This is a genomic window from Streptomyces sp. NBC_01352 (assembly GCF_036237295.1).
GTDB classification, from domain to species: domain Bacteria; phylum Actinomycetota; class Actinomycetes; order Streptomycetales; family Streptomycetaceae; genus Streptomyces; species Streptomyces plumbiresistens.
Window position 1 is genome coordinate 6564666 of sequence record NZ_CP108354.1, and the last position, 24965, is coordinate 6589630.

Sequence of the window (24965 nt, forward strand, 5' to 3'; positions counted from 1 at the left end):
AGCGTCTTTCCTTCGAACACGGACGGGAACCGGTACGTAAGACGCACAGAAAGACGACACAGCGGCGTTCCGGACAGCGGCACTACAGTGGGTCGGAACACCCATAGCACGCCGGACACCCGGTGCAGGGGTCAGGTAAGCAAGCAGGCAAGCCAGCAACAGGGAGCGCATGACGTGCGGCCGGTAGGCAGCAAGTACTTCCTCGAGGAGCCGCTCGGACGCGGCGCCACGGGGACCGTCTGGCGAGCCCGCCAGCGCGAGACCGCGGGCGCCGAGGCGGCCGTGCAGGGCCAGCCCGGCGAGACCGTCGCGATCAAGGTCCTCAAGGAGGAGCTCGCGAGCGACCCCGACATCGTGATGCGGTTCCTGCGGGAGCGCTCCGTCCTGCTCCGGCTGACCCACCCGAACATCGTGCGGGTGCGCGACCTGGTGGTCGAGGGCGATCTGCTCGCCCTGGTCATGGACCTCGTCGAGGGCCCCGACCTGCACCGCTACCTGCGCGAGAACGGCCCCTTCTCGCCCGTCGGCGCCGCCCTGCTCACCGCGCAGATCGCCGACGCGCTCGCCGCCAGCCATGCCGACGGCGTCGTCCACCGCGACCTGAAGCCGGCGAACGTCCTGCTCAAGCAGAACGGCGGCCAGATGCACCCGATGCTGACCGACTTCGGCATCGCGCGCCTCGCGGACTCGCCCGGCCTGACCCGCACGCACGAGTTCGTCGGCACGCCCGCGTACGTCGCGCCCGAGTCCGCCGAGGGCCGCCCGCAGACCTCCGCCGTCGACATCTACGGCGCCGGCATCCTGATGTACGAGCTCGTCACCGGCCGCCCCCCGTTCGGCGGCGGCTCGGCCCTCGAAGTCCTCCACCAGCACCTCAGCGCCGAGCCGCGCCGCCCGTCCACGGTCCCCGACCCGCTCTGGACGGTCATAGAGCGCTGCCTGCGCAAGAACCCCGACCAGCGCCCCAGCGCCGAGAACCTCGCGCGCGCCCTGCGCACCGTCGCCGCGGGCGTCGGCGTGCACGCGAACTCCGCGCAGATCGCCGCCGCGGAATCGGTCGGCGCGCTGCTGGCACCCGACCCGGCCCCGGCGGCCGTCCCGGGCATGCCCGGCGCCGCCGACCCGACCCAGGTGCTGCCGCACGGCGCGGGCGCGTACGACCCGAACGCCGCGACCAGCGTCATGCCCCAGACCGGCGCCCCCGGCGGGGGAGCTTTCGGTGCCGCCGACCCGACCGCCGTCATGCCGCCGGTGCCGCAGCACCAGCCGGGCGGACAGCAGGGGCAGCAGCCGGGTCAGCCCGGTCAGCCCGGTCAGCCCGAGGACCCGCACCCCTGGCAGAACCAGCTGCGGGCCGCCCGCGACCGCAACGAACAGACGCAGGTCCAGTACCTCGACCCCAGCCAGGACCCGCTGCGCCGCCGCCCCCAGCGGCAGGTCGCCCGGCCGGACCAGCAGCCGCGACCCCAGCAGCAGCGGCCCGCGCAGCGGCCGCAGCCCGGTGGTTACGGCCATCCGCAGCAGCAACAGCCGCAGCAGTACGCCCCGCAGCAGCAGCCCCAGCCCCGTCAGCAACCGCAGCCGCAGCGGTACGCGCCGCCCCCGCAGCCGGAGCCGCGGCGGCCCGCCCGCGAACCGCGCGAGCCGCGGCAGCGCAGCGCCAACCCGATGAAGATCCCCGGGCTCGGCTGCCTCAAGGGCTGCCTGTTCACGATCGTCATCCTGTTCGTCGCGGGCTGGCTGGTCTGGGAGCTGAGCCCGTTGCAGGAGTGGATCGGCACGGGCAAGAGCTACTGGCAGCAGATCGGCGACATGTTCGACACGGTGTCCGGGTGGATCGGTGACCTGAGCGGGAACTCCTCCGGCCAGTAGCGGCCCCGAGAGCCCTGAGATCCTCTGAGATACCTGAGATCCGGGCGACTCTGGGGATTTGTCGACACCCAGCGGGTGATTTCCGTCTCCGCGGTGAAGGTTGGCTCTTGCGGCGCGTAGCTTTGTCGGCAACACGCGTCAGTAGGAGCAGCCTTGGCACGGAAGATCGGCAGCCGGTACACCGCCCACCAGATCCTGGGGCGGGGCAGCGCCGGCACGGTGTGGCTGGGCGAGGGGCCCGAGGGACCCGTCGCCGTCAAGCTGCTGCGCGAGGACCTCGCGTCCGACCAGGAGCTCGTCGGACGCTTCGTGCAGGAGCGCACGGCCCTGCTCGGCCTGGATCACCCGAACGTGGTCTCCGTGCGCGACCTGGTCGTCGACGGCAACGACCTCGCGCTGGTCATGGACCTCGTCCGGGGCACCGACCTGCGCACCCGGCTCGACCGGGAGAAGCGGCTCGCGCCCGAGGCGGCCGTCGCGATCGTCGCGGACATCGCCGACGGGCTGGCGGCGGCGCACGCGGCCGGGGTCGTCCACCGTGACGTCAAGCCGGAGAACGTGCTCCTGGACATGCAGGGCCCGCTGGGCCCCGGCGGCTCCCATCCGGCGCTGCTGACCGACTTCGGCGTGGCCAAGCTGATCGACTCACCGCGGCGGACCCGGGCCACGAAGATCATCGGCACCCCGGACTACCTGGCACCGGAGATCGTGGAGGGCCTGCCGCCCCGGGCTTCGGTGGACATCTACGCCCTGGCGACGGTCCTGTACGAGCTCCTGGCGGGCTTCACCCCGTTCGGCGGCGGACATCCCGGTGCGGTGCTGCGCCGTCACGTGACGGAGACGGTCGTCCCGCTCCCCGGCATCCCGGACGAGCTCTGGCAGCTGATGGTGCAGTGTCTGGCCAAGGCACCGGCCTCCCGGCTGCGCGCCTCCGAGCTGGGCGGGCGGCTGCGGGAGCTGCTGCCGATGCTGGCGGGCATGCCGCCGCTGGACGTGGACGAGCCGGACACCGAGTCCGAGGAGGACGCGGACGAGGGCCAGCCTCAGGACGAGCCGGTGTCCTCGGCGCCGGTACGGCGGCGGGGTGCGGTGCCGCTGGTACCGGGCGCGAAGCCGGCCGACTCCAACCGGGACACGCATACGTCGATGAGGGTGCCGGCGCCGGACGAGCTGGCCGGGGGTGCGAGGGGTACCGCCCGTGCGCCCCGGGCCGCCGGCGCTCCCCGCCCCGGTTCCGCCCGGCACCGTGCGGCCACGCGCCGCCGGCGTGTCGTACTGGGCGCGGCCGCGGTGCTCCTGGTCGCCGCGGCCGGCGTCGGCACCTGGGCGGCCACGTCCGGTGACGACCCCGGCACGCCCCAGGACACGAAGAACTCGTCACCGGCGACACCGTGACCGCCAGGGGCTTCGCCCCTTCAACCCCACCAGGGGGCTCCGCCCCCTGGACCCCCGGCCTATGCCCATCCACCACCCGTCTCGGTGGGACAAGAAGTCGCCCAAGAACAGAGTCCGGGGGCGGAACCCCCAGCCCGCGCCCGCACCGGCGCCCCCCGCTTGGCGGAGCCGTTAGGCTGGAGGCGTGGCAGTCGTCGATGTATCCGAAGAGCTCAAGTCCCTCTCCTCGACCATGGAGTCGATCGAGGCCGTTCTGGACCTCGACAGGCTGAGGGCGGAAATCGCCGTGCTCGAGGAGCAGGCGGCCGCGCCGTCCCTGTGGGACAACCCGGACGAGGCGCAGAAGGTCACCAGCAAGCTCTCCCACCTCCAGGCCGAGGTCAGGAAGGCCGAGACGCTGCGCGGGCGGATCGACGATCTCTCCGTGCTGTTCGAGATGGCCGAGGAGGAGGACGACCCGGACACCAAGGCCGAGGCCGAGGCCGAGCTCGTCGCCGTCAGGAAGGCGCTGGACGAGATGGAGGTCCGCACGCTCCTCAGCGGTGAGTACGACGCGCGCGAGGCGCTCGTCAACATCCGCGCCGAGGCCGGTGGCGTCGACGCCGCAGACTTCGCCGAGAAGCTCCAGCGGATGTACCTGCGCTGGGCGGAGCAGCACGGCTACAAGACCGAGGTCTACGAGACGTCGTACGCCGAAGAGGCCGGCATCAAGTCGACCACCTTCGCCGTGCAGATTCCGTACGCCTACGGCACCCTCTCCGTCGAGCAGGGCACCCACCGGCTCGTGCGCATCTCGCCCTTCGACAACCAGGGGCGGCGCCAGACCTCCTTCGCGGGTGTCGAGATCCTGCCCGTGGTCGAGCAGACCGACCACATCGAGATCGACGAGTCCGAGCTGCGGGTGGACGTGTACCGGTCGTCCGGGCCGGGCGGCCAGGGCGTCAACACCACCGACTCCGCGGTGCGGCTCACCCACCTCCCCACCGGCATCGTGGTGTCCTGTCAGAACGAGCGGTCGCAGATCCAGAACAAGGCGACCGCGATGAACGTGCTCCAGGCCAAGCTCCTCGAGCGGCGCCGCCAGGAGGAGCAGGCCAAGATGAACGCCCTCAAGGGCGACGGCGGCAACTCCTGGGGCAACCAGATGCGTTCGTACGTGCTGCACCCGTACCAGATGGTCAAGGACCTGCGCACCGATTACGAGGTCGGAAACCCGGAGGCCGTGTTCAACGGTGAGATCGACGGGTTCCTGGAGGCCGGAATTCGCTGGCGCAAGCAGCAGGAGAAGTAAGTTTGTCGACAAGGCAACTGTCGCCCGGCTGGCGGCAGTTGCCTTTTGCGTGACCGAATGAGTGCTTGATGTCTGGGTTTTACATCACACTCACACGCTTCATTGTCCGGCAAAGATCGCTTAGTTGGACATTGCGCGCGCAACGGCCTTGACGTTGCTTTGAAAAATGGGAAGGGTAACGCGCGGCATGCGTATCTCTGGGGCGCATGTGAACCGGGGGGCATTCGTGCAGCTACCTCCTCCGTTGATCACGGCCCCGGGCGCCGCCTCATTGACGATGAGCTACTGGGGGTAGCAACCAGATGACCAAGAAGACGCGCATCCGGATCGCGCGGGTCGCCGCCGGTGCCGTGATTGCCGCCGGCGCCTCGCTGACCGCAGCCGGTGCCGCATCCGCCGCGGAGTCCGAGGACTGCATCCTCGGTGTCCTGTGCGCCGAGGAGACGCCGACTCCGACGCCGACTCCGACGCCGCCGGTCCCGACGGAGCTGCCGACGGGGGCTCCTTCCACGGAGGTGCCGACGGCCGAGCCCACCGAGCCCGACGAGCCCGAGGAGCCCACGGGCGAGCCCACCGAGCCCACCGAGGACCCGACCGGCCCGGGCAACGGGAACGGAAACGGCAACGGGAACGGCAATGGAAACGGCAACGGAAACGGCGGGGGCAACAGCAACACCGACCCCGACGGCGGTTCCGGCGACTCCGCCCAGGAGGAGGGCTCCTCGTCCCTCACCGACACCGGCACGGACACCCCGGCCGACACGTCGGCCCAGGGCAGCGGTGAGGAGCTCGCCGACACCGGTGCCGCTCAGACCACCTTCCTGGTGATCGGTGCCGCCACGATGATCGCGGGCGGCGTCGGCTTCCGCATCCTGCCGCGCCTCATGGGCGGCCGGGGTGGCGCGGCCGCCTGACGGTGGCCGTCTGCTTACCGACCGTACGCAGGCCGTACGGTGAAGGGCCCGGAGCGGGTAACCGCTCCGGGCCCTTCGTACGTCCCGTACGCCTCGTACGTTCTCGGATCGCGTCCTACGCGGTCTGGTGCGCCAGGAGGGCGACCGCCGCGATCAGTACAGCGAGCAATGTGATCAGTGCCATGGGGTTGAGACCCGCGAACAGGTTCTCCTGCTGCAGCCGCTCGCGGCTCGCACGGCACACATGGCACCGGCCCTCGCTCACGGGCGCCGCGCAGTTCGCGCACACCAGCCGGTCGTACGTCATGCGCTCGCCCTCCTTGCACCGGTTCCATGTACACAACGCCTGAGGGAACGCGAACGTTCCCCCCTCCACTGTGCCAGGTTCCCCGGAATTCAGCGCGGGGTCCCATGGGGCCGGGGCAGGCACAAAACACACATCTGTCACGCAACCACAGCCGGTGCCTGCGCTCGCCTGCCCGGTTCGCGTATGGTCACGCTCATCTACCCCCGGCGACCCGTGGTGCATCCGTGATCCGATTCGACAACGTATCCAAGGTCTACCCCAAGCAGACCCGCCCCGCACTCAGGGATGTCTCCCTGGAAGTGGAGAAGGGCGAGTTCGTGTTCCTCGTGGGGTCCTCGGGCTCCGGAAAGTCCACCTTCCTGCGGCTGGTCCTCCGCGAGGAGCGGTGCAGCCACGGTCAGGTGCACGTTCTGGGCAAGGACCTCGCGCGCCTCTCCAACTGGAAGGTGCCGCAGATGCGGCGCCAGTTGGGGACCGTGTTCCAGGACTTCCGGCTGCTGCCCAACAAGACGGTCGCCGAGAACGTGGCCTTCGCCCAGGAGGTCATCGGCAAGTCGAAGGGCGAGATCCGCAAGTCCGTGCCGCAGGTGCTCGACCTCGTCGGGCTCGGCGGCAAGGAGGACCGGATGCCCGGCGAGCTGTCCGGTGGTGAGCAGCAGCGCGTGGCCATCGCGCGCGCCTTCGTCAACCGCCCCAAGCTGCTCATCGCCGACGAGCCCACCGGCAACCTCGACCCGCAGACCTCCGTCGGCATCATGAAGCTGCTCGACCGGATCAACCGGACCGGGACGACCGTGGTGATGGCGACGCACGACCAGAACATCGTGGACCAGATGCGCAAGCGCGTCATCGAGCTGGAGAAGGGCCGCCTCGTCCGTGACCAGGCACGCGGCGTCTACGGCTACCAGCACTGACCGCCACGTCCACGGAAAGGCATAACCAGACGCCATGCGCGCCCAGTTCGTACTGTCCGAGATCGGTGTCGGTCTCCGCCGCAACCTGACGATGACCTTCGCGGTGATCGTCTCCGTCGCCCTGTCACTCGCCCTGTTCGGCGGGTCGCTCCTGATGAGCGACCAGGTCAACACCATGAAGGGCTACTGGTACGACAAGGTCAACGTCTCGGTCTTCCTCTGCAACAAGAGCGACGCCGAGTCCGACCCGAACTGCGCCAAGGGCGCGGTCACCGAGGACCAGAAGAAGGCCATCCTCGCCGACCTGGACAAGATGACGTCCGTCGTGCAGAAGGTGACCTACGAGTCGCAGGACGCGGCCTACAAGCACTACAAGGAGCAGTTCGGCGACTCCCCGCTGGCCAGCTCCCTCACGCCGGACCAGATGCAGGAGTCGTACCGGATCAAGCTGAAGGACCCGGAGAAGTACCAGGTCATCGCCACCGCCTTCGACGGCCGGGACGGCGTGCAGTCGGTGCAGGACCAGAAGGGGATCCTCGACAACCTCTTCGGGCTGCTGAACGGCATGAACTGGGCCGCGCGCGCGGTGATGGCGCTGATGCTGGTCGTCGCGCTGATGCTGATCGTCAACACGGTGCGCGTCTCGGCGTTCAGCCGGCGGCGCGAGACCGGGATCATGCGCCTGGTCGGCGCCTCGGGCTTCTACATCCAGGCGCCGTTCATCATGGAGGCCGCGGTCGCCGGGCTGATCGGCGGCACGGTCGCGTGCGGGTTCCTGGTGATCGCCAGATACTTCCTCATCGACCACGGCCTCGCCCTGTCCGAGAAGCTGAACCTGATCAACTTCATCGGCTGGGACGCCGTCCTGACGAAGCTGCCGCTCATCCTGGCGACGAGTCTGCTGATGCCCGCGCTTGCCGCGTTCTTCGCGCTGCGCAAGTACCTGAAGGTGTGACGCATGCCAAGAGGGCCGTACGGTCAACCGACCGTGCGGCCCTTCGCGTTGTCCTAGACTCACCCGCATGTCAGGCCGAGACCTGTTCTGCCAGCCCCGCCGCATCCGCCGCGGGGCCGCCCTGACATTGGTCTTCACGAGCGTCCTCGTCGCCGGCGCCGCGACCGGATCCTTCCCGGAGGCCGACGGCCGCGACCGGAAATCCCCCTCCGACCCGACGATCTCGGCCGCCTCGGCGAGCCGCCACGAGGACGTGGCCAAGGCCGCCGAGGACGCCATGGCCGACGGCCAGTCCCCCGTGGAGGCCGCGGAACGCGCGGTCAGCCGCAGCGGGGACCGCTGGGGCGCCGTCTACTCCGAGGGCGAGTACGAGGAGTTCGAGGAGGCCCTCGACGGCCGGTACACCGGCGTCGGCCTGTGGGCGCGGAGCGACCGGGACGGCCGTATCGAGGTGACCCGGGTGGCCTCCGGATCGCCCGCGGCCGCCGCCGGGATCCACAAGGGCGACCGGCTGCGCAGCGTCGACAGCGCCAAGGTCGACGGACGGCCCGTCACCGAGGTCGTCTCCTTACTGCGCGGCGACGCCAAGGACGCGGCCGCCGGTACGGCCGTCCGCCTCGGCCTGGAACGCGGCACGCGCGCGTGGAACGTCACTCTGCGCCGGGCCCGCCTCTCCACGGACGACGTGACCGAACGCACACTGGCCGGCGGCATCACCGTCATCAGGATCGCCGCCTTCACCAAGGGCGTCGGCGAGCGGGTCCGCACCGCCGTACGGCAGGCCCCGGCCGGCGCAGGCATCGTCCTCGACCTGCGCGGCAACTCCGGCGGCCTGGTCGCCGAGGCCGTCACCGCCGCCTCCGCCTTCCTCGACGGCGGTCTCGTCGCCACCTACGACGTCGAGGGCGAGCAGCGCGCCCTGCACGCCGAGGCCGGCGGCGACACCACCAGACCCCTGGTCGCGCTGGTCGACGGCGGCACGATGAGCGCGGCCGAGCTGCTCACCGGTGCCCTGCAGGACCGGGGCCGCGCGGTCGTCGTGGGCTCCCGGACCTTCGGCAAGGGCTCGGTCCAGATGCCGAGCCGGCTGCCCGACGGGTCCGTCGCCGAGCTGACCGTCGGGCACTACCGCACCCCCTCCGGCCGCGGCGTGGACGGCGCCGGGATCACGCCGGACCTGGAAGCGGACCGGCAGGTGCTGGAGCGCGCGGAGACCGTACTGAGCGGTCTGGGGCGGTAGCCGTTAATCGGCTTCCCGCAGACCCCCTCCGTAGTGCGAAAATGGCGGGACTATGAGCAAGGGAATGTACGTACCGAAGGAATCCCAGCCCAAGCAGGGCTCGGGGGCCGTGAAGGCCAAGGACGGCAAGCGCAAGATCGTCGCCCAGAACAAGAAGGCACGGCACGACTACGCGATCGTCGACGTCTACGAGGCCGGGCTGGTGCTCAGCGGCACCGAGGTGAAGTCGCTGCGCCAGGGCCGGGCCTCGCTGACCGACGGCTTCGTCCAGATCGACGGGAACGAGGCGTGGCTGCACAACGCCCACATCCCGGAGTACAGCCAGGGCACCTGGACCAACCACTCCGTGCGCCGCAAGCGCAAGCTGCTCCTGCACCGCGAGGAGATCGACAAGCTGGAGTCCAAGGCCCAGGAGACGGGTCACACGATCGTGCCCCTCGCCCTGTACTTCAAGGACGGCCGGGCGAAGGCCGAGATCGCCCTCGCGCGAGGCAAGAAGGAGTACGACAAGCGCCAGACGCTGCGGGAGAAGCAGGACCGGCGGGAGTCGGACCGCGCGATCGCGGCGGCGAAGCGGAAGCAGCGGGCCCAGTAGGAGCGGGGCCGGCAGGGCGAGACCGCCGGGAATACGGTGGCATCGTCCCGCGTTGGTCACGTACGATGGCAACTGCACCCCACAGCGGGTGCGGCGCGCCCCTCCGGTCTCCGGAGGGCATTGAAAAAACAACATGGGGATGATCGGTTTCGACAGCGGCTGTCGAAGCAGGGGAAGCGTGTCGAGGAAGCGGCAATGATCTCGTTAACCATATGTCGCAACCAATAATCGCCAATTCCAAGAGCGATTCCCGCGCCTTCGCCCTCGCTGCCTAATAAGCAGTGAGTGAAGGCCCTTACGGGTGTCAGACCGGGGATGTTCCCGACCCGGACCCTGGCATAATCTAGGGAACTAAACCATCGAGCCCGGTCACGGGGTTCGATGGGAAATCAAACAGTGACTGGGCCCGTCGGCGACTTGTTCGCGTGATCGCCGGGGCCGAGAAAATCGCAGCGAACTGCACACGGAGAAGCCCTGATTCTGCACCGTTGGACGCGGGTTCGATTCCCGCCATCTCCACTCGCCCGCGCCTGAGCGGGTACCCCATGTGGGCACAGGCCCCGTCGCTTCCGAGCGGCGGGGCCTGTGTCATGCCGCGTGCAGTGCCGCGTGCAGCTGAACCCGGGAGGAGCACACGCGTGCCCCGGCCAATGTGGTGTGCCACCCCATATCGACGGGTCGTTCAGGCTTCTACGGTCCCTCCCCATGACTCAGACCAGAGCCGCAAGCCGAAACCGCCTCACCGTCCTCGCGACCCTCCTGGTCGCCCTCCTCGCCGCCTTCCTCACCCCGGGCCGGGCCGAGGCCGCCTCCCTCCAGGAGGTCACCGGGTTCGGGACCAACCCCGGTGCCCTGCGCATGTTCCGGTACGTCCCCGACGGGCTGCCGACCGGCCGGCCCGTCGTCGTCGCGCTGCACGGGTGCACGCAGAACGCCTCCGGCTACGGCACCGGCAGCGGCTGGCTCCAGCTCGCCGACCGCTGGGGCTTCTCCGTCGTGCTGCCGCAGCAGCAGGCCGCCAACAACGCGTCGAGCTGCTTCGACTGGTTCCAGAGCGGGGACATGCAGCGCGGGCAGGGCGAGGCCGCGTCGATCGCCCAGATGGTCGACCGGCAGCTCGCCGACGTCACCGGCGACGCCTCGCGCGTCTACGTCACCGGCCTGTCCGCCGGGGGCGGCATGACCGCCGTGATGATGGCGGCGTACCCGGAGAAGTTCGCCGGCGGCGGGATCGTCGCCGGGCTGCCGTACGGGTGCGCGCAGGCCGCCGGGTCGCCGTACGTCTGCATGTACGTCGGAGCCACCCAGACCCCGCAGCAGTGGGGCGACCGGGTGCGGGCCGCGCGGCCCGGGTACACCGGGCCCTGGCCCACGCTGACCGCCTTCCAGGGCACGGCCGACTACACCGTGAAGCCCGTCAACATGACGGACCTGACGAAGCAGTGGACCAACGTCCACGGGGCGGACCAGACCGCCGACGTCAGTGACACCGTGGCCGGGTATCCCCACCAGGTCTTCCGGGACGCGGGCGGGAAGGCCGTCGTGGAGACCTACAGCGTCACCGGCATGGGGCACGGGCAGCCCGTCGACCCCGGCAGCGGGAGCGAGCAGTGCGGGACCGCCGGGGCGTACGTCCTCGACGTGAACCTGTGTGCCGCCCACCGGCTCGGCCGGACCTGGGGGCTCGGCTGAACCAGGCGCAGGCGAAGGCGCCGCGCGTCAGGCGTTGCGCGGCGCCGTGCTCGCCCGTTCCGTCAGCCGCGGCGCCAGCAGCGTCGCCTCCGGTACCTCCGTGCCGTCGAGCTTGCGCATCAGCAGCTCCACCGCCCGGGTGCCGATGTCGGCGGACGGCAGGGCGACGGAGGTCACCGGGACCCGGATGGACTCGGCGAGTTCGTCCGGGCAGATGGCGGTGACGGACAGGTCGCCGGGCACGCGCAGCCCGAGCTGTTCGAAGGCGTCGATCAGGGGCTCCAGCAGGGGCTCGTTGTGGACGACGACCCCTGTCAGGGCGGGCTGGTCGCGCAACAGTTGTTCGGCGACCTTGCGGGCGGCGCCGGACGCGGCCTCGCAGGGGTGGACGGAGGAGGCGAGTCCGTGCCGGTCGGCGGCGGCGGTGAAGCCCTGGACCACGCGCTGGGCGAACGCGGTCTGCCGGACGTACACCTCCGGTGGCGACCCGACCAGGGCCACCGCCCGGTGCCCGAGCCCGGCCAGATGCTCCACGCACACCTCGCCGGCCGCCTTGAAGTCGAGGTCGATGCAGGTCAGGCCCTCGGAGGAGGCCGGGAAGCCGATCATCACCGAGGGCCGCTCCAGCACCCGCAGCAGCGGCAGACGCGGGTCCTGGAGCTGGACGTCCATCAGGATCAGCGCGTCCACCAACGCCGTGTCGGCGACCCGGCGCAGGCCCTCCTCGCCCTCCTCCTGGGTGAGGAGGAGTACGTCGTGGTCGTAGCGTCGGGCCGTCGTCACGACCGACACCGCGAACTGCATGACCACCGGTATGTGGATGCCGGCCCGTAACGGCACCACCAGCGCCAGCACGTTCGACTTGCTGCTGGCCAGCGCCCGCGCGCCCGCGTGCGGCCGGTAGCCCAGCTCGCGGATGGCCTCCTCGACCCGGCGCTTCGTGTCGTCGGAGATGGGGCGCTTGCCGCTGAGCGCGTACGAGACCGTGCTCGGGGAGACCCCGGCGTGCCGCGCCACGTCCGTGATCTTCACCATCAGGCCCACTCCACGGTCAGGAAACCGGTCCCGGCCTGCGCCCGCACCTCGCGCTCACCGACGGCCAGCCCCCAGGGCGCCACCGGATCACCGCAGGACGCCCGCAGCAGATCCCCTTCGCGTACGACGGTGAAGGTCACGTCCCCGACCCGTACCGTCACCTGGTCGCCCCGCTCCAGGCCGTACGCCCGCAGCGTGACCCCGTCGGCGTGGTCGTAGTCGGGCCGGTCGGCCACCGCGCCCACCGGGATCACCGCGCCGGGCCGCACGAGGAGCGGCACGCTCGAGAACCCGTGGGTCTCGCGCACCCAGCGCGGCCCGGTCACCGTCTCGCCGGTCACGAAGTGGGTCCAGGTGCCCTCGGGGACGTAGTACGTCACCTCCCCCTCGTCACTGAACACCGGCGCGACCAGCAGGTCCGGGCCGAGCATGTACTGCCGTTCCAGATGCGCGCACCCGGGGTCGTCCGGGAACTCCAGGACCATAGCCCGCATCACCGGCAGGCCCTCGGTGTGGGCGGTGCGCGCGGCCTCGTACAGGTACGGCATGAGCCGCAGCTTCAGCCGGGTGAAGTGCCGCAGCACGTCGACCGACTCCTCGTCGAACAGCCACGGGACCCGGTAGGAGGAGCTGCCGTGCAGGCGGCTGTGGGAGGACAGGAGGCCGAACGCCAGCCAGCGCTTGAAGAGCGCGGGGGTGGGGGTGCCCTCGAAGCCGCCGATGTCGTGGCTCCAGAAGCCGAAGCCGGACAGCCCCAGGGACAGGCCTCCGCGCAGCGATTCCGCCATCGACTCGTACGTCGCCTCGCAGTCGCCGCCCCAGTGGACCGGGAACTTCTGGCTGCCGGTGGTCGCCGACCGGGCGAAGACGACCGCCTCCTCCTCGCCCCGGTGCTTGCGCAGCACGTCGAAGACCGTGCGGTTGTAGAGGTACGTGTAGTAGTTGTGCATCCGCTCCGGGTCGGAGCCGTCGGACCAGGCCACGTCGAGGGGCACCCGCTCGCCGAAGTCGGTCTTGAAGCAGTCGACGCCCTGGGCGAGCAGCCCCTCCAGTTTGGCCGCGTACCACTCGCGGGCCGCCGGGCTGGTGAAGTCGACCAGCGCCATGCCGGGCTGCCACAGGTCCCACTGCCAGACGCTGCCGTCGGGCCGCTTCAGCAGGTGCCCCAGCGCCTTGCCCTCCGCGAACAGCGGGGAGCGCTGGGCGATGTACGGGTTGATCCACGCGGACACCCGCAGACCCCGCGCGTGCAGCCGCGCCAGCATGCCCTCCGGGTCCGGGAACACCCGCGGGTCCCACTGGAAGTCGCACCAGTTGAACTCGCGCATCCAGAAGCAGTCGAAGTGGAAGACGGACAGGGGGAGTTCGCGTTCTCGCATGCCCTCGATGAAGGAGGTCACGGTCTCCTCGTCGTACGACGTCGTGAAGGACGTCGACAGCCACAGGCCGAAGGACCAGGCGGGCGGGAGGGCCGGGCGGCCGGTGAGGGCGGTGTACTTGCGCAGGATGTCCTTCGGGGTCGGGCCGTGGATGACGTAGTACGTCAACTGCTGGGTCTCGGCGCTGAACTGCACCCGGGAGACGATCTCCGAGCCGACCTCGAAGGCCACCTTGCCCGGGTGGTCGACGAAGACGCCGTAGCCCGCGTCCGTCAGATAGAAGGGCACGTTCTTGTAGGCTTGCTCGGTCGCCGTGCCGCCGTCGGCGTTCCAGATGTCGACGACCTGGCCGTTCTTCACCAGGGGGCCGAAGCGCTCACCGAGGCCGTAGACCGAGGTCCCCACACCGAGGTTGAGCTGCTCGCGCAGGTAGTGCCCGCCCGAGGCGTCCCGCATGATGCCCATGCCCTTGGTGGAGCTGGACGTGAGGGTGCGGCCGTGGGCGAGGAAGTCGACCTGCCAGGGGCCGGTACGCGCCACCCGGACCGACAGCGCGCCGGAGGTCAGGGTCGCGTGCTCGTCGTCGTACGACACCTGCGGCGGGACCTCCTGGCGCCCCACCTCGAACTCCGGTCCGCGCGGCTGCTCGCCGTTGAAGTGGGTGAAGGTGACGCCGATGACGTCCGGCATCGGCGCGTGGGCGCTGATCGTCACGACCGGTCCCTTCAGCAGGTCGCCGCGGTGGCGGATGGGCTGGGTCGGCGCGTGGATCTCCAGCGTGCCGTCCTGCGCGGTGACGTCGAGCACCTCGACCGGATAGGCCGCGGTGACGCCCTCGCGCAGCAGCCAGTAGCCGTCGGTGAACTTCATGTGGGGGGTTCCTTACTTCACGGCACCCGCGGCGATGCCACGGGTGAGGGTTCGCTGGAAGACGAGGAAGAAGACGAGGGCGGGGAGCACGCCGAGGAGGGCGGCCGCGTTGGTCATCGTGGCGTCCATCAGGCGCTGGCCCTGGAGGACGCCGAGGGCCACCGACACCGTCTGGTTGTCGTTGGAGATCAGCATGACCAGGGGGAGCAGGAACTCGTTCCAGGTCCAGATGAAGAAGAAGACCAGCAGCACGCCGATGGTGGGCCGGCTGACGGGGACGACGATCCGCCACAGCACCTGCCACTTGTTCGCCCCGTCGATCCGGGCGGCCTCGATGATCTCGCGGGGGAACCGGCTCAGCACCGACGACAGCAGATACGTGCCGAAGGCCGCCTGGATCACCGTGAACACGATGATCACGCTCAGCCTGGTGTCGTAGAGGCCGGCCTCCTTGCTCAGGTAGTAGATCGGGTAGACCAGCGCCTCCTGCGGCAGCATGTTCGCGAGGACGAAGAAGGCGAGGACCCAGGTGCGGCCCTTGATGCGGCCGATGCCGATCGCGTAGGCGTTCAGCACCGAGAGGACCACGGCCAGTACGGCCACCGCCCCGCTGATCAGCACCGAGTTGACCAGCTTCTGCCCGAAGTCCACGCGTTCCCAGAAGTCCTTGACGCCGTCGAGGTAGAGGCCCTCGGGGAGGCTGAGGGGGCCGTTCTGGGCGTACTCGGTCGGGGACTTGACCGCGTTGACGGCGACGATCGCGAACGGGACGATCATGAACAGGGCCGCGATGCACAGGGCCACGAGGACCGGGTAGCGGCGGAGCGCGGTCGTCATGCGCGGGTCCCTTCCTGAGAGCCTGTCCGCGAGCCCCCGCCTGCGCTGCGACGGGGGCTCGCGGACAGGCTCTCGTCGTCCTCGGCGCGGGTCTGGAGCTTCAGGCCGATCAGGGAGAGGGCGAGGATGATCACCGTGAGCACGGTGGAGATCGCGGCGCCGTAGCCGACCTGCGTCTTCTCGAAGAACGTGGTGAAGGAGAAGTAGGAGGGCACGTTGGTCGCGCCGCCCGGGCCGCCCTTCGTGAGGACGTACACCGCGCCGAACACCTTGAGCGCGGCGATCGAGCACCAGGTCAGGACGACGTAGGTCTCCGGGCGGATCTGCGGCAGCGTGATGTGCCAGAAGCGGCGCCACCAGCCGGCGCCGTCCAGCTCGGCCGCCTCGTACAGCTGGGGGTCGACGCGTTGCAGGCCCGCCATGAAGACGACCAGCGGGAAGCCGATCTGGACCCAGACCATCACGCCCATGACGCTGTAGAGCGCGAGGTCGGGATCGCCGAGCCAGTCCTGCTGCCAGGACGACAGGCCGACGGCCGCGAGGAACTCGTTGAGGGTGCCGTTCTCGGGCGCGAGGATCCAGCTCCAGACGATGCCCGCGACCGCGATCGGCAGCACCTGGGGGAGGTAGAAGCAGGCGCGGAGGACGGACGCGACCCTGCTGCCGAAGTGCTTGCCGACGTAGTCGAACAGCGCGGCGGCCAGGACCAGCCCGATCGCCGTCGGTACGGCGGCCATCGCGACGACCATGAACAGGCTGTGCCGGAAGGACGTCCAGAACTCGGAGTCGTCCAGCAGCTCGCGGTAGTTGGCGAGCCCGGTCCAGTCGGGGGAGCCCACGCCCTCCCAGTCGGTGAAGCTCACGCCCGTGTTCATCAGGAACGGGACGACGATGACCGTGAGGAAGGCGAGTACGCCGGGGAGCAGGAACAGGGCGTACGAGTCGCGGGGGCGGCGGCGCGGGTTCCCGGTGGGGTCGTGCTTGCCGGTCACCCGCCCGCCGCGTTCGACGGTGACCGTCATCGCTTCGGCGCGTCCTTGTCGTACGCCTCCTGCAGTGCGTCCAGGTAGTCGTCCGGCTTCGCGCTGCCCGTCATCAGCTTCTGCGTCTCGGACACGAGGACGTCGTAGAACCCGGAGACCGGCCAGTCGGGGTAGAAGGCCAGGCCGTCGCGCTCGGAGAGGGTGTTGAAGTTGTCGATGAGCGTCTTGGACTCCGGGTCGGTGATGGCGCTCGCGTCCGCCGCGACCGGGACGCCGCCCTTGTTGCCGAGCAGGTTCTGGATCTTCTTCGACATGGTGATGTCGATGAAGTCGTAGGCGAGTTCCTTGTTATCGGCGCCCTTGGGGACCACCCACAGGTTGCCGCCGGAGCCGAGGGTGAGGTTCGAGTCGGGCCACAGGAAGGTGCCCCAGTCGAACGTCGCCTCGTCCTGGAAGCGGCCGTACCACCAGCTGCCGGAGAACAGGATCGGCGACTTGCCCTGGAGGAAGGAGACGCCGGCGTCCTCCGCCTTCGCGCTGGTGGAGTCCTTGCTGATGTAGCCCTTCTGCACCCAGTCGGCGAAGGTCTCGGCCCCGTACGTCCAGGCGGCGTCGTGGAAGTCGACCTTGCCCTTGTACAGCTCGTAGGCGTCGACCCAGGCGCGGTCGGCCTTCGACAGGGCCAGCTGGTAGAGGTACTGGTGGGCGGGGTACTCGGCGCCCGCGTTGGCGAGCGGGGTGACCTTGTTCTCGACGAACGTGTCCATGGCGGCGGTCAGTTCGTCGAACGTCTTCGGCTCGGGGATCTTGTACTTGGCGAAGAGGTCCTTGTTGTAGAAGACCATCGTGTACTCGGCGTAGTTGGGCACGCCGTACCACTTGCCGGAGCCCATGACGCCCTCGGCGTCGTAGACGCTGGTGGTGCGCACACCGGCGCCGATCTTCTTGTCCCAGCCGCGCTCGGTGGCCTCGGCGCTGAGATCGGTGAGCAGGCCCTGCTTCGAGAGGTGGCCGGCCGTCGCGTTGCCCTTGTTGTACTCCATGAGGTCGGGCGCCTCGGAGGAGTTGAGGATCATCGGGGCGGTCTTCTGCATCTGGTCGAAGCCCTTCGCCTCGAACTCCACCTTCACGCCCGGGTGCTTGGCCTCGAACTCCTTGATGGCCTCGGTCCAGGCCTGGCCCATCGCGCTGTTCGGGGCCTCGTAGTGCCACAGCTTCAAGGTCTTGCCGTCGGCGGAGCCGCCGTCCGAGCCGCCGCAGGCGGTCAGGAGCAGGGCTCCGCTCAGAGCCGCCGCGGCCAGGGCCGTCACTCGCCTTCGTGCCGTCAACATCCAGTGCCTCCAGGGAGGTCGGAGTCGGATGGGTCCCGGGCGTCACGCAGGGTCCGTCGAACGGTTCGATGCGTGACGTCGAAGCGCTTCGACGGGGGAAGGTATGTGGCGGCTGTGAGAGGCGTCAATGGGTTGCGCGGGAATCGTTGAAGCGGTTCGACCGACCGTACGCGTCAGGCGTCTTCGGCGAGGCGGGCGAGCGTGATCAGCAGGGCCACCGCGGCCGCCGTGACCGGGACCCCGAACCCGGCCGTGGCCGAGGCGTGTTCCGCCAGCCAGCCGCCGAGGGCGCTGCCGGCGGCGATTCCGCCGAGCAGGCCGGTCACCGCGAGGGTCATGCCCTCGTTGACACGGCCCTCAGGGGTGCGTTCCTGGACCAGGGTCATGCCGGTGACCATCGTCGGTGCCGTCGCCATCCCGGCGACCAGCAGCGCGCCCGCCAGGACGAGGAGCGAGCCGGTCAGGGCGGTGGCGAGCAGCGGCAGCGTCAGCAGGGCGGTCATGGCGGCGATGCACCACGGGTAGCGGCTCGCCGCGGACCCGGCCGGCCGCACCGCCCCGTACAGCAGGCCCGCCGCGCACGAACCGGCCGCCTGGAGGCCGAGGACCGCGCCCGCCGCCGAGGGGTGTCCCCGCGCGTCCGCGTAGGCGATCGTGACGACCTCCATCGCCCCGAAGACCACGCCCATGGCCAGGCACACGGCGAGCAGCGGCGGCATGCCGGCGGCGCGGAACAGGGTCGTGGCCCTCTTGGGGGACCGCTTCGCGACCGGCGGCTCGGTGGAGCGCTGCGCGGCGAACAGCAGCATGCCGCTCACCAGCAGCACCACCCCTACCAGCGTGCCCGCCTCCGGGAAGAACGTCATGCACAGGAAGGCCGCGAGCACCGGGCCCAGCATGAAGCACAGCTCGTCCACGGCCTGCTCGAAGGAGTTCGCGGTGTGCAGGGCGTCCGGCTCGGTCTTCAGCAGGTGGGCCCAGCGGGCGCGGGACATGCCGCCGAGGTTGGGGGTCGTGGCGGTGGCGGCGTAGGAGGCGAAGAGGGTCCAGGCGGGGGCGTCGTGCCGTACGCACAGCAGCAGCGCGAGCGAGCCGAGGGCCGCGAGCAGCGTCGCGGGTACGGCGATCCGCGCCTGCCCGTACCGGTCGACGAGCCGCGCGGTCCACGGGGCGACCACCGCGGTCGCGGCGAGGCCCGTCGCGGTGACCGCGCCGGCCAGGGCGTACGAGTCCCGGGTGCCGGCGATCATGACGACCGCGCTCACGCTGAACATGCCCATGGGCAGGCGGGCCAGCAGGTTGCCGGCGGTGAAGGCGCGGGTGCCGGGGACGGTGAAGAGACGGCGGTAGGGGCCGGGTTCCCCGGCCGTACGGGGGTTGAAGTCGACGGCGACGAGGGTGTCGGCGGTGACCGTGTACAACGGGGGCCTTCGCGGGGTCGGTTGCGGCATGCGGCCACCGTGGCCCGTACCGGATCACGGGGTCCAACACCTTCTCCGTGCCGATTCACGCACTCCTGTTGTGAAAACTCCGTACTCATTCACGCACCCGCGTTGTAGGTTCCCCGGATGCCCGCCTCCGGCCACCACCTCGACCCCCGTCTGCTGCGCGCCTTCCTCGCCGTCGCCGAGGAGCTGCACTTCACGCGGGCCGCGGCCCGGCTCTACGTCGCCCAGCAGGCGCTCAGCCGGGACGTACGGCGACTGGAGCGGGACCTCGGGGCCGAGCTGTTCGTACGGTCCACCCGGCAGGTGACGCTGACGGCCGACGGCGAGCGGCTGGTGCCGTACGCACGCCGTGCGCTGCAGGCACAGGACGAACTGCTCGCCGCCTTCGGGCAGGCCCGGCCGCTGCTGGTGGACCTGAACTCGCCGGGCCTGGCCACCGGCCGGCGCGTCCTGCACCGGGCCCGGGAACTCGTCCCCGAGCTGGAGCTGATGGCCCGCTACGAGAGCGGGTTGACCTATGCCGCGGGGGAGCTGCTCGCGGGCCGCCTCGACGCCTCCTTCGGGCGGTTCGCCGGCCTGGACCCGGCGCTGCGGTCGGGCCTCGACCACCAGCCCGTGCGCTACGAGCCCATGGCGGTCGTCCTGCCCGAGGACCACCCGCTGGCGGCACTGGAGGCGGTGCCGCTCGCCGCGCTCGCCGGGGAGTGCGTGTACGCGGGGGCGGGCAACCCGCGTACGCCGGAGTGGACGGACCTCGCGCGCCGGCTGTTCGAGGGGCGCGGTATCGAGGTCGCCTCGCCGGCTCCGCTGGCCGTCGGGGACGAGGAGTTCCAGCGGCTCATGGCGAAGACGCGGAACCCGATCCTCGTCGTAGTGGATTTTCCGGCCATGCCCGCGACGGTCAGGCGTCCCTTGGTCGACCCCGTGCCGCTGTCACCGGTGTCGTTGGTGTGGCGAAAGGGGCTGGTGCACCCGGGATTTGATGCCCTGCGCCGGGCCGCGCTCGAACTCTCGGTCGAGGAGGAGTGGCTGCGGCGGCCCGCCGGGGGGTGGGTTCCAGCCAATGACGTGAACCTGATGAGTGTCCACAATTGAGCACCCTGCACGCACACAACCTCCTTGTGCGCTACATTCGTACCCTGAGCACAGTGTGATAAGGGGGGCGCTCGGACCGGGTGGGGGCTCGGTTCGGCCGACGGGTGCTTGGGTCGTGCGCGCACCCGGAACTGTCCCTGGGGGGATGTGCGTGCACGTGAAGAAGTGGCCGGAAGACGCCCAACCGGAATGGCCCGAGGTCGCAGCGACCGGGGTCCATTCGGCTACCAGGGGCGGCACCCAGGCGTTCCCGGAGACCAACGGAACCGGAATCCCGAGACGAAGCGGAACCTCGGGCGAGGGCGACCGGGCCTCTGCCGACGCCGCCGGCACCGCGATATCCCGCAGAGCCGGCCGGGCCTTCCCGGGCACCGGCCGGACCGCCGAGACCGACGCCCTCCCGCCCGCAGCCGAGCTGCCGGGCCGCCCGGAGGCCGCCGCCCGGACCGCCGCTGTCCGTGACCCGTGGGGCGAGACCGGCACGTCCGGTTCCGGCCACGACCCGGACGACCACGACCCCACGCACGACCCGCACGAGGTGACGGTCCAACTCGACGGCATAGGCCAGCAGTTGGAGGACCTCCTCGTACGCCAGGCCAAGGGCGGCGGGCCCGTCGGCGGTCCGGCCGCCGGCCCGGAAGGCTCCGACGGCCCGGTGTTCGTCGACGAGTCGGGCCGCCGCAGCCGCCGGTACCGCCGGATCGGCATCGCCGTCGGTCTGGCCTGCGCGGTCTACGCCGTCGTCATCGTCGCCACGCTGCTGTCCGGCAACTCCAACGCGCCCTGGCTGCCCGTACCGGGCCAGCAGGACGGCCAGCCGGCCGGCAAGGTCGACACCTCGCCGCTGCCCGCCGAGTCGGCACCGCCCTCCGGTACGCCCGGCGGCCTGCCGGAACCCACCCCGACGGCCGGCACCGGCACGGCCCCGGTCCCGAGCGCCGGCGCCACCGGGCCCGGCGCCGGCGTCAGCCCCGGGGCGGGCACGTCCGCCGACCCCTCGCCGAGCCGCACGGCAACCGCCCCGGGCCCTGGCACCGGGTCGACCCCGCCGAAGGCGACACCGACGACGGACCCGCCGGTCACCAGTGAGCCGCCCGACCCGACGCCGACGGACACCGGACCCACGGCCACCCCGACCGAGACCACAGGAGTCGGCGACCCCGGCACCGGCACGGTGGCCGACGGCCCCAACGACCCGACCCCGATCACCACGGAGCCGGACGGCACGGGAGCCGCGCCCGCGCCTTCCTCGGAGCCCGTCCTCTGAGAGGCGGCGCTGCGAGGTCCTCTTCGCGGGGGCCTCGCAGCGCATCCCGTAATCCCGGTGCACGCCCGCTCGTGTGCACGTCCTCCCGATGCACATCCACCCGATGGCATCCCCGTCCCCGGAGCACAACCTCTGATGGCAACCCGCACCCGCCGTCCCGGGGCCGCGACCGGAGCCGCCGTCGGCTCCCGGCGCCGCCGCCTGCCCATGCGTCTGCTGCTGCCCGTGCTGTTCCTCGCCGCGCTGATGGCGATGCTGATGCTGCGCGGCTATGTGCACAGCGAGATCCTCGCGGACCACCGCGTCCAGACCGAGTCGTCCGCCGACCAGGTGCCCGAGGAGATCGTCAAGGGCGGCCCGGTCATCGACACCCGCACCGGCCGCACCACCAGCCTGAAACTGCCCGACGGGCACATGGTCCTCACCTTCGACGACGGCCCGGACCCGACCTGGACCCCCAAGGTCCTGGACGTCCTCAAGAAGCACAAGGCACACGCCGTCTTCTTCGTCACCGGCACCATGACCTCGCGCTACCCGGACCTGGTCCGGCGCATGGTCGACGAGGGCCACGAGATCGGTCTGCACACCTTCAACCACCCCGACCTCTCCCTCCAGTCGAAGGAGCGCATCGACTGGGAGCTGTCCCAGAACCAGCTGGCGATCACCGGCGCCGCCGGCATCCGCACCTCGCTGTTCCGGCCGCCGTACTCCTCGTTCGCCTCCTCCATGGACAACAACTCCTGGCCGGTCACCCAGTACATCGGCACCCGCGGCTACATCACCGTCGTCACCAGCGTCGACAGCCAGGACTGGCGCAAGCCCGGCGCCGACCGGATCATCCGCAACGTCACGCCCAAGGGCGGCAAGGGCGCGGTCGTCCTGATGCACGACTCCGGCGGCGACCGCCACCAGACGGTCGAGGCGCTGGACCGGTTCCTGCCGCAGATGAAGGCCAAGGGCTACGCGTTCGACAACCTCACCGAGGCCCTCGACGCCCCCAGCGCGCACACCCGGGTGGCCGGCGTCGACCTGTGGAAGGGCAAGGCGTGGGTCTTCCTCGTCCAGGCCTCGGACAACATCACGGCCGTCCTGGTGGTCGGCCTCGCGATCATCGGCTTCCTGGTCATCGCCCGCTTCGGCCTGATGCTCCTGCTCTCCGCCCTGCACGCCCGCCGGGTGCGCCGCCGCGACTTCCGCTGGGGGCCGCCGATCACCGAACCGGTGTCGGTGCTGGTTCCGGCGTACAACGAGGCCAAGTGCATCGAGAACACCGTCCGCTCCCTGATGCAGAGCGACCATCCCGTCGAGGTCATCGTCATCGACGACGGTTCGAGTGACGGCACGGCCCGCATCGTGGAGAACCTGAACCTGCCGGGCGTCCGCGTGGTCCGCCAGCTCAACGCGGGCAAGCCCGCCGCCCTCAACCGGGGCGTGGCGAACGCCCGGTACGACCTCGTCGTGATGATGGACGGCGACACCGTCTTCGAACCGTCCACCGTCCGCGAACTCGTCCAGCCCTTCGGCGACCCCCGCGTCGGCGCGGTCGCCGGCAACGCGAAGGTCGGCAACAAGGACACCCTCATCGGTGCCTGGCAGCACATCGAGTACGTGATGGGCTTCAACCTCGACCGCCGTATGTACGACGTCCTGCAGTGCATGCCCACCATCCCGGGCGCCGTCGGAGCCTTCCGCCGCAGCGCCCTGGAACGTGTCGGCGGCATGAGCGACGACACGCTCGCCGAGGACACCGACATCACCATGGCCATCCACCGCGACGGCTGGAAGGTCGTCTACGCGGAGAACGCCCGCGCCTGGACCGAGGCCCCGGAGTCCGTGCAGCAGCTGTGGTCCCAGCGCTACCGGTGGTCGTACGGCACCATGCAGGCGATCTGGAAACACCGCCGCGCCGTCTTCGACCGGGGCCCCTCGGGCCGCTTCGGCCGGGTCGGGCTCCCGCTGGTGTCCCTCTTCATGGTGCTGGCCCCGCTGCTCGCGCCGCTGATCGACGTCTTCCTCATCTACGGCCTGGTCTTCGGCCCCACCGGGAAGACGATCCTGGCCTGGTTCGGCGTCCTCGCCATCCAGCTGGCCTGCGCGACCTACGCCTTCATCCTGGACCGCGAACGGCTGACCCCGCTGATCTCGCTGCCCCTGCAGCAGATCCTCTACCGCCAGCTGATGTACGTCGTCCTGCTCCAGTCCTGGATCACCGCCCTCACCGGTGGCCGGCTGCGCTGGCAGAAGCTGCGGCGCATGGGCGGGGTGTCGGCCCCGCCGAACATGCCCGCGCAGGGCCGGCAGGTCACGGAAAAGAGGCCGGTGGGATGAGTACCGCACCCGTACAACCCGTCACGTGGGACGAGCCCAAGGCCCCCGAGCGGGCGGCCCCCGTCCGCGACCGCTACTTCGACCTCCTGCGGGCCCTCGCCCTCTTCCGGGTCGTCCTCTACCACCTCATGGGCTGGGCCTGGCTCCCGCTCGTGTTCCCGTCGATGGGCGTGATGTTCGCGCTCGCCGGCAACCTCATGGCCCGCTCCCTGAGCAGCCGCCCGGCCCTGACGGTCGTACGCGGCCGGATGCGCCGCCTGCTGCCCCCGCTGTGGCTGCTGGGCGCGATCGGCGTGACCGGCATGGTCGCGCAGGGCTGGAGCCCGAACGACGAGGGACACCCCGGCTGGTGGTGGCTCCACCTCACCTACTGGATCCTGCCGCTGAGCGACCCGCCGTACGCCGAGGGCCTGTCCGGGGTGGCCGGCATCCTCAGCGAGGACTGGGCCGTGGACCTGGCCGGACCCCTCTGGTACATCCGCGCCTACCTCTGGTTCGTGCTGCTGTCCCCCTTCCTCCTGAAGGCCCTGCGCGCGCTGCCCTGGGCGACGCTCGTGTCGCCGATCGTCCTGGCGGCGGCCTTCGAGTTCGGCTACCTCACCCTGCCGGGGGAGCGGTTCCCGTCGGCGCTGACCGACTTCAGCACCTTCGGCGCCTGCTGGATCCTGGGCCTGGCCCACCAGGAGGGCCTCCTGCGGCGGATCCCCGGCTACATCGTCCCCTCGGTCGCACCGGTGATCGCCTGCCTGGGCCTCTGGTACGCCCTGGCCCACGGCTTCGAGACCGGCCACGACCTCGACGCCATCCCCTTCGCCCAGTCCCTGTGGTCCTTCGCCACGGTGATGCTGCTCCTGCACATCAGCCCGTCCTGGTCGGAGTGGCCGAGCCGACTGCGCCGCTGGGCGCGGCCGATCACCCTCCTCAACTCCCGCGCGGTGACGATCTACCTCTGGCACAACACGTGCATCCTCGTCGCCGCCACCCTCTGGGACCACCTGTGGAGCGTCGACACCCTCTCGGAGAACGCCCCCGGGCTCCTGGAGAGCCCCTGGCCGGTCCTGGTGTTCGTCTGGATCCTCATCGGCGGGTGCGTCGTGGCCTTCGGGTGGGCGGAGGACCTGGCGGCGAAACGCCGGCCGCAGCTGTGGCCGGACGGGGCGAGGCGGAAACGGACACGGAAGCACTGAGACCCGGTGCCGGTCGGCAGCGCGCCCCGC

20 protein-coding genes and 1 other RNA gene are annotated in these 24965 nt (G+C 70.6%); 14 read left to right on the top strand and 7 right to left on the bottom strand.

Going from position 1 to position 24965, the window contains the following annotated elements:
- The first annotated feature begins 174 nt into the window (after nucleotides 1-174).
- The 4 genes from OG252_RS30555 to OG252_RS30570 all read left to right on the top strand — a co-directional run bounded on the left by OG252_RS30555 (nucleotide 175) and on the right by OG252_RS30570 (nucleotide 5472).
- Complete coding sequence (locus tag OG252_RS30555) at nucleotides 175-1872, top strand: serine/threonine-protein kinase (protein WP_329340123.1); 1698 nt, start codon at nucleotides 175-177, stop codon at nucleotides 1870-1872.
- Between the two features lie 153 nt (nucleotides 1873-2025).
- The gene (locus OG252_RS30560) at nucleotides 2026-3267 is read left to right on the top strand and encodes a serine/threonine-protein kinase (RefSeq protein WP_329340124.1); all 1242 of its coding nucleotides are present in this window, start codon (nucleotides 2026-2028) and stop codon (nucleotides 3265-3267) included.
- A gap of 184 nt (nucleotides 3268-3451) precedes the next feature.
- Nucleotides 3452-4558, top strand: coding sequence for a peptide chain release factor 2 (prfB, locus tag OG252_RS30565; RefSeq protein ID WP_266438795.1), 1107 nt, complete (start codon nucleotides 3452-3454; stop codon nucleotides 4556-4558).
- 302 nt (nucleotides 4559-4860) lie between these two features.
- Nucleotides 4861-5472, top strand: coding sequence for a hypothetical protein (locus tag OG252_RS30570; protein WP_266438798.1), 612 nt, complete (start codon nucleotides 4861-4863; stop codon nucleotides 5470-5472).
- 115 nt (nucleotides 5473-5587) lie between these two features.
- Here the strand turns inward: OG252_RS30570 and OG252_RS30575 are convergent, their stop codons facing one another.
- Complete coding sequence (locus tag OG252_RS30575) at nucleotides 5588-5779, bottom strand: hypothetical protein (RefSeq protein ID WP_266438800.1); 192 nt, start codon at nucleotides 5777-5779, stop codon at nucleotides 5588-5590.
- 224 nt (nucleotides 5780-6003) lie between these two features.
- Here OG252_RS30575 and ftsE point away from each other — a divergent pair, with 224 nt between their 5' ends.
- From ftsE to OG252_RS30605, 6 genes are all read left to right on the top strand, one after another.
- A complete protein-coding gene (gene ftsE, locus OG252_RS30580; RefSeq protein WP_266438802.1) occupies nucleotides 6004-6693 on the top strand; it encodes a cell division ATP-binding protein FtsE in 690 nt (229 codons plus the stop codon).
- A 34-nt stretch (nucleotides 6694-6727) separates the two neighbouring features.
- On the top strand, nucleotides 6728-7648 hold the full coding sequence (ftsX, locus tag OG252_RS30585) for a permease-like cell division protein FtsX (RefSeq protein ID WP_307675201.1): 921 nt from the start codon (nucleotides 6728-6730) through the stop codon (nucleotides 7646-7648).
- A gap of 67 nt (nucleotides 7649-7715) precedes the next feature.
- Nucleotides 7716-8888, top strand: a complete 1173-nt coding sequence (locus OG252_RS30590) for a S41 family peptidase (RefSeq protein ID WP_329340131.1) — start codon at nucleotides 7716-7718, stop codon at nucleotides 8886-8888.
- A gap of 52 nt (nucleotides 8889-8940) precedes the next feature.
- Nucleotides 8941-9483 carry an SsrA-binding protein SmpB gene (gene smpB / locus OG252_RS30595; protein WP_266438811.1) on the top strand — a complete coding sequence of 181 codons (543 nt, stop codon included), beginning with the start codon at nucleotides 8941-8943 and terminating at the stop codon, nucleotides 9481-9483.
- Nucleotides 9484-9618: 135 nt separating this feature from the next.
- Nucleotides 9619-10005, top strand: a transfer-messenger RNA (tmRNA) gene (gene ssrA, locus OG252_RS30600).
- Between the two features lie 183 nt (nucleotides 10006-10188).
- Nucleotides 10189-11175 (top strand): extracellular catalytic domain type 1 short-chain-length polyhydroxyalkanoate depolymerase, encoded by a 987-nt coding sequence (locus tag OG252_RS30605; RefSeq protein ID WP_329340134.1) that lies wholly within the window; start codon nucleotides 10189-10191, stop codon nucleotides 11173-11175.
- Between the two features lie 27 nt (nucleotides 11176-11202).
- Here the strand turns inward: OG252_RS30605 and OG252_RS30610 are convergent, their stop codons facing one another.
- The 6 genes from OG252_RS30610 to OG252_RS30635 all read right to left on the bottom strand — a co-directional run bounded on the left by OG252_RS30610 (nucleotide 11203) and on the right by OG252_RS30635 (nucleotide 19061).
- A complete protein-coding gene (locus tag OG252_RS30610; protein ID WP_329340136.1) occupies nucleotides 11203-12210 on the bottom strand; it encodes a LacI family DNA-binding transcriptional regulator in 1008 nt (335 codons plus the stop codon).
- Complete coding sequence (yicI, locus tag OG252_RS30615) at nucleotides 12210-14459, bottom strand: alpha-xylosidase (RefSeq protein WP_266438817.1); 2250 nt, start codon at nucleotides 14457-14459, stop codon at nucleotides 12210-12212. The genes OG252_RS30610 and yicI overlap by 1 nt, the downstream gene beginning before the upstream one ends.
- A 12-nt stretch (nucleotides 14460-14471) precedes the next feature.
- Nucleotides 14472-15296 (bottom strand): carbohydrate ABC transporter permease, encoded by an 825-nt coding sequence (locus OG252_RS30620; RefSeq protein WP_266438820.1) that lies wholly within the window; start codon nucleotides 15294-15296, stop codon nucleotides 14472-14474.
- Nucleotides 15293-16318, bottom strand: a complete 1026-nt coding sequence (locus OG252_RS30625; RefSeq protein WP_329340139.1) for a carbohydrate ABC transporter permease — start codon at nucleotides 16316-16318, stop codon at nucleotides 15293-15295. Before OG252_RS30625 ends, OG252_RS30620 begins: the two co-directional genes overlap by 4 nt.
- The gene (locus OG252_RS30630; protein WP_266438825.1) at nucleotides 16315-17610 is read right to left on the bottom strand and encodes an extracellular solute-binding protein; all 1296 of its coding nucleotides are present in this window, start codon (nucleotides 17608-17610) and stop codon (nucleotides 16315-16317) included. The genes OG252_RS30625 and OG252_RS30630 overlap by 4 nt, the downstream gene beginning before the upstream one ends.
- Nucleotides 17611-17783: 173 nt before the next feature.
- On the bottom strand, nucleotides 17784-19061 hold the full coding sequence (locus OG252_RS30635) for an MFS transporter (protein ID WP_329340141.1): 1278 nt from the start codon (nucleotides 19059-19061) through the stop codon (nucleotides 17784-17786).
- Nucleotides 19062-19178: 117 nt separating this feature from the next.
- Between OG252_RS30635 and OG252_RS30640 the strand changes: the two genes are divergently transcribed.
- The 4 genes from OG252_RS30640 (at nucleotide 19179) to OG252_RS30655 (ending at nucleotide 24935) form a co-directional block, all read left to right on the top strand.
- Nucleotides 19179-20153 carry a LysR family transcriptional regulator gene (locus tag OG252_RS30640; protein ID WP_329340144.1) on the top strand — a complete coding sequence of 325 codons (975 nt, stop codon included), beginning with the start codon at nucleotides 19179-19181 and terminating at the stop codon, nucleotides 20151-20153.
- 145 nt (nucleotides 20154-20298) lie between these two features.
- The gene (locus OG252_RS30645) at nucleotides 20299-21420 is read left to right on the top strand and encodes a hypothetical protein (RefSeq protein WP_443068436.1); all 1122 of its coding nucleotides are present in this window, start codon (nucleotides 20299-20301) and stop codon (nucleotides 21418-21420) included.
- A gap of 135 nt (nucleotides 21421-21555) precedes the next feature.
- Nucleotides 21556-23748 carry a polysaccharide deacetylase family protein gene (locus OG252_RS30650; protein WP_329340148.1) on the top strand — a complete coding sequence of 731 codons (2193 nt, stop codon included), beginning with the start codon at nucleotides 21556-21558 and terminating at the stop codon, nucleotides 23746-23748.
- Nucleotides 23745-24935 carry an acyltransferase family protein gene (locus OG252_RS30655; RefSeq protein WP_329340150.1) on the top strand — a complete coding sequence of 397 codons (1191 nt, stop codon included), beginning with the start codon at nucleotides 23745-23747 and terminating at the stop codon, nucleotides 24933-24935. The genes OG252_RS30650 and OG252_RS30655 overlap by 4 nt, the downstream gene beginning before the upstream one ends.
- Nucleotides 24936-24965: the final 30 nt, after the last annotated feature.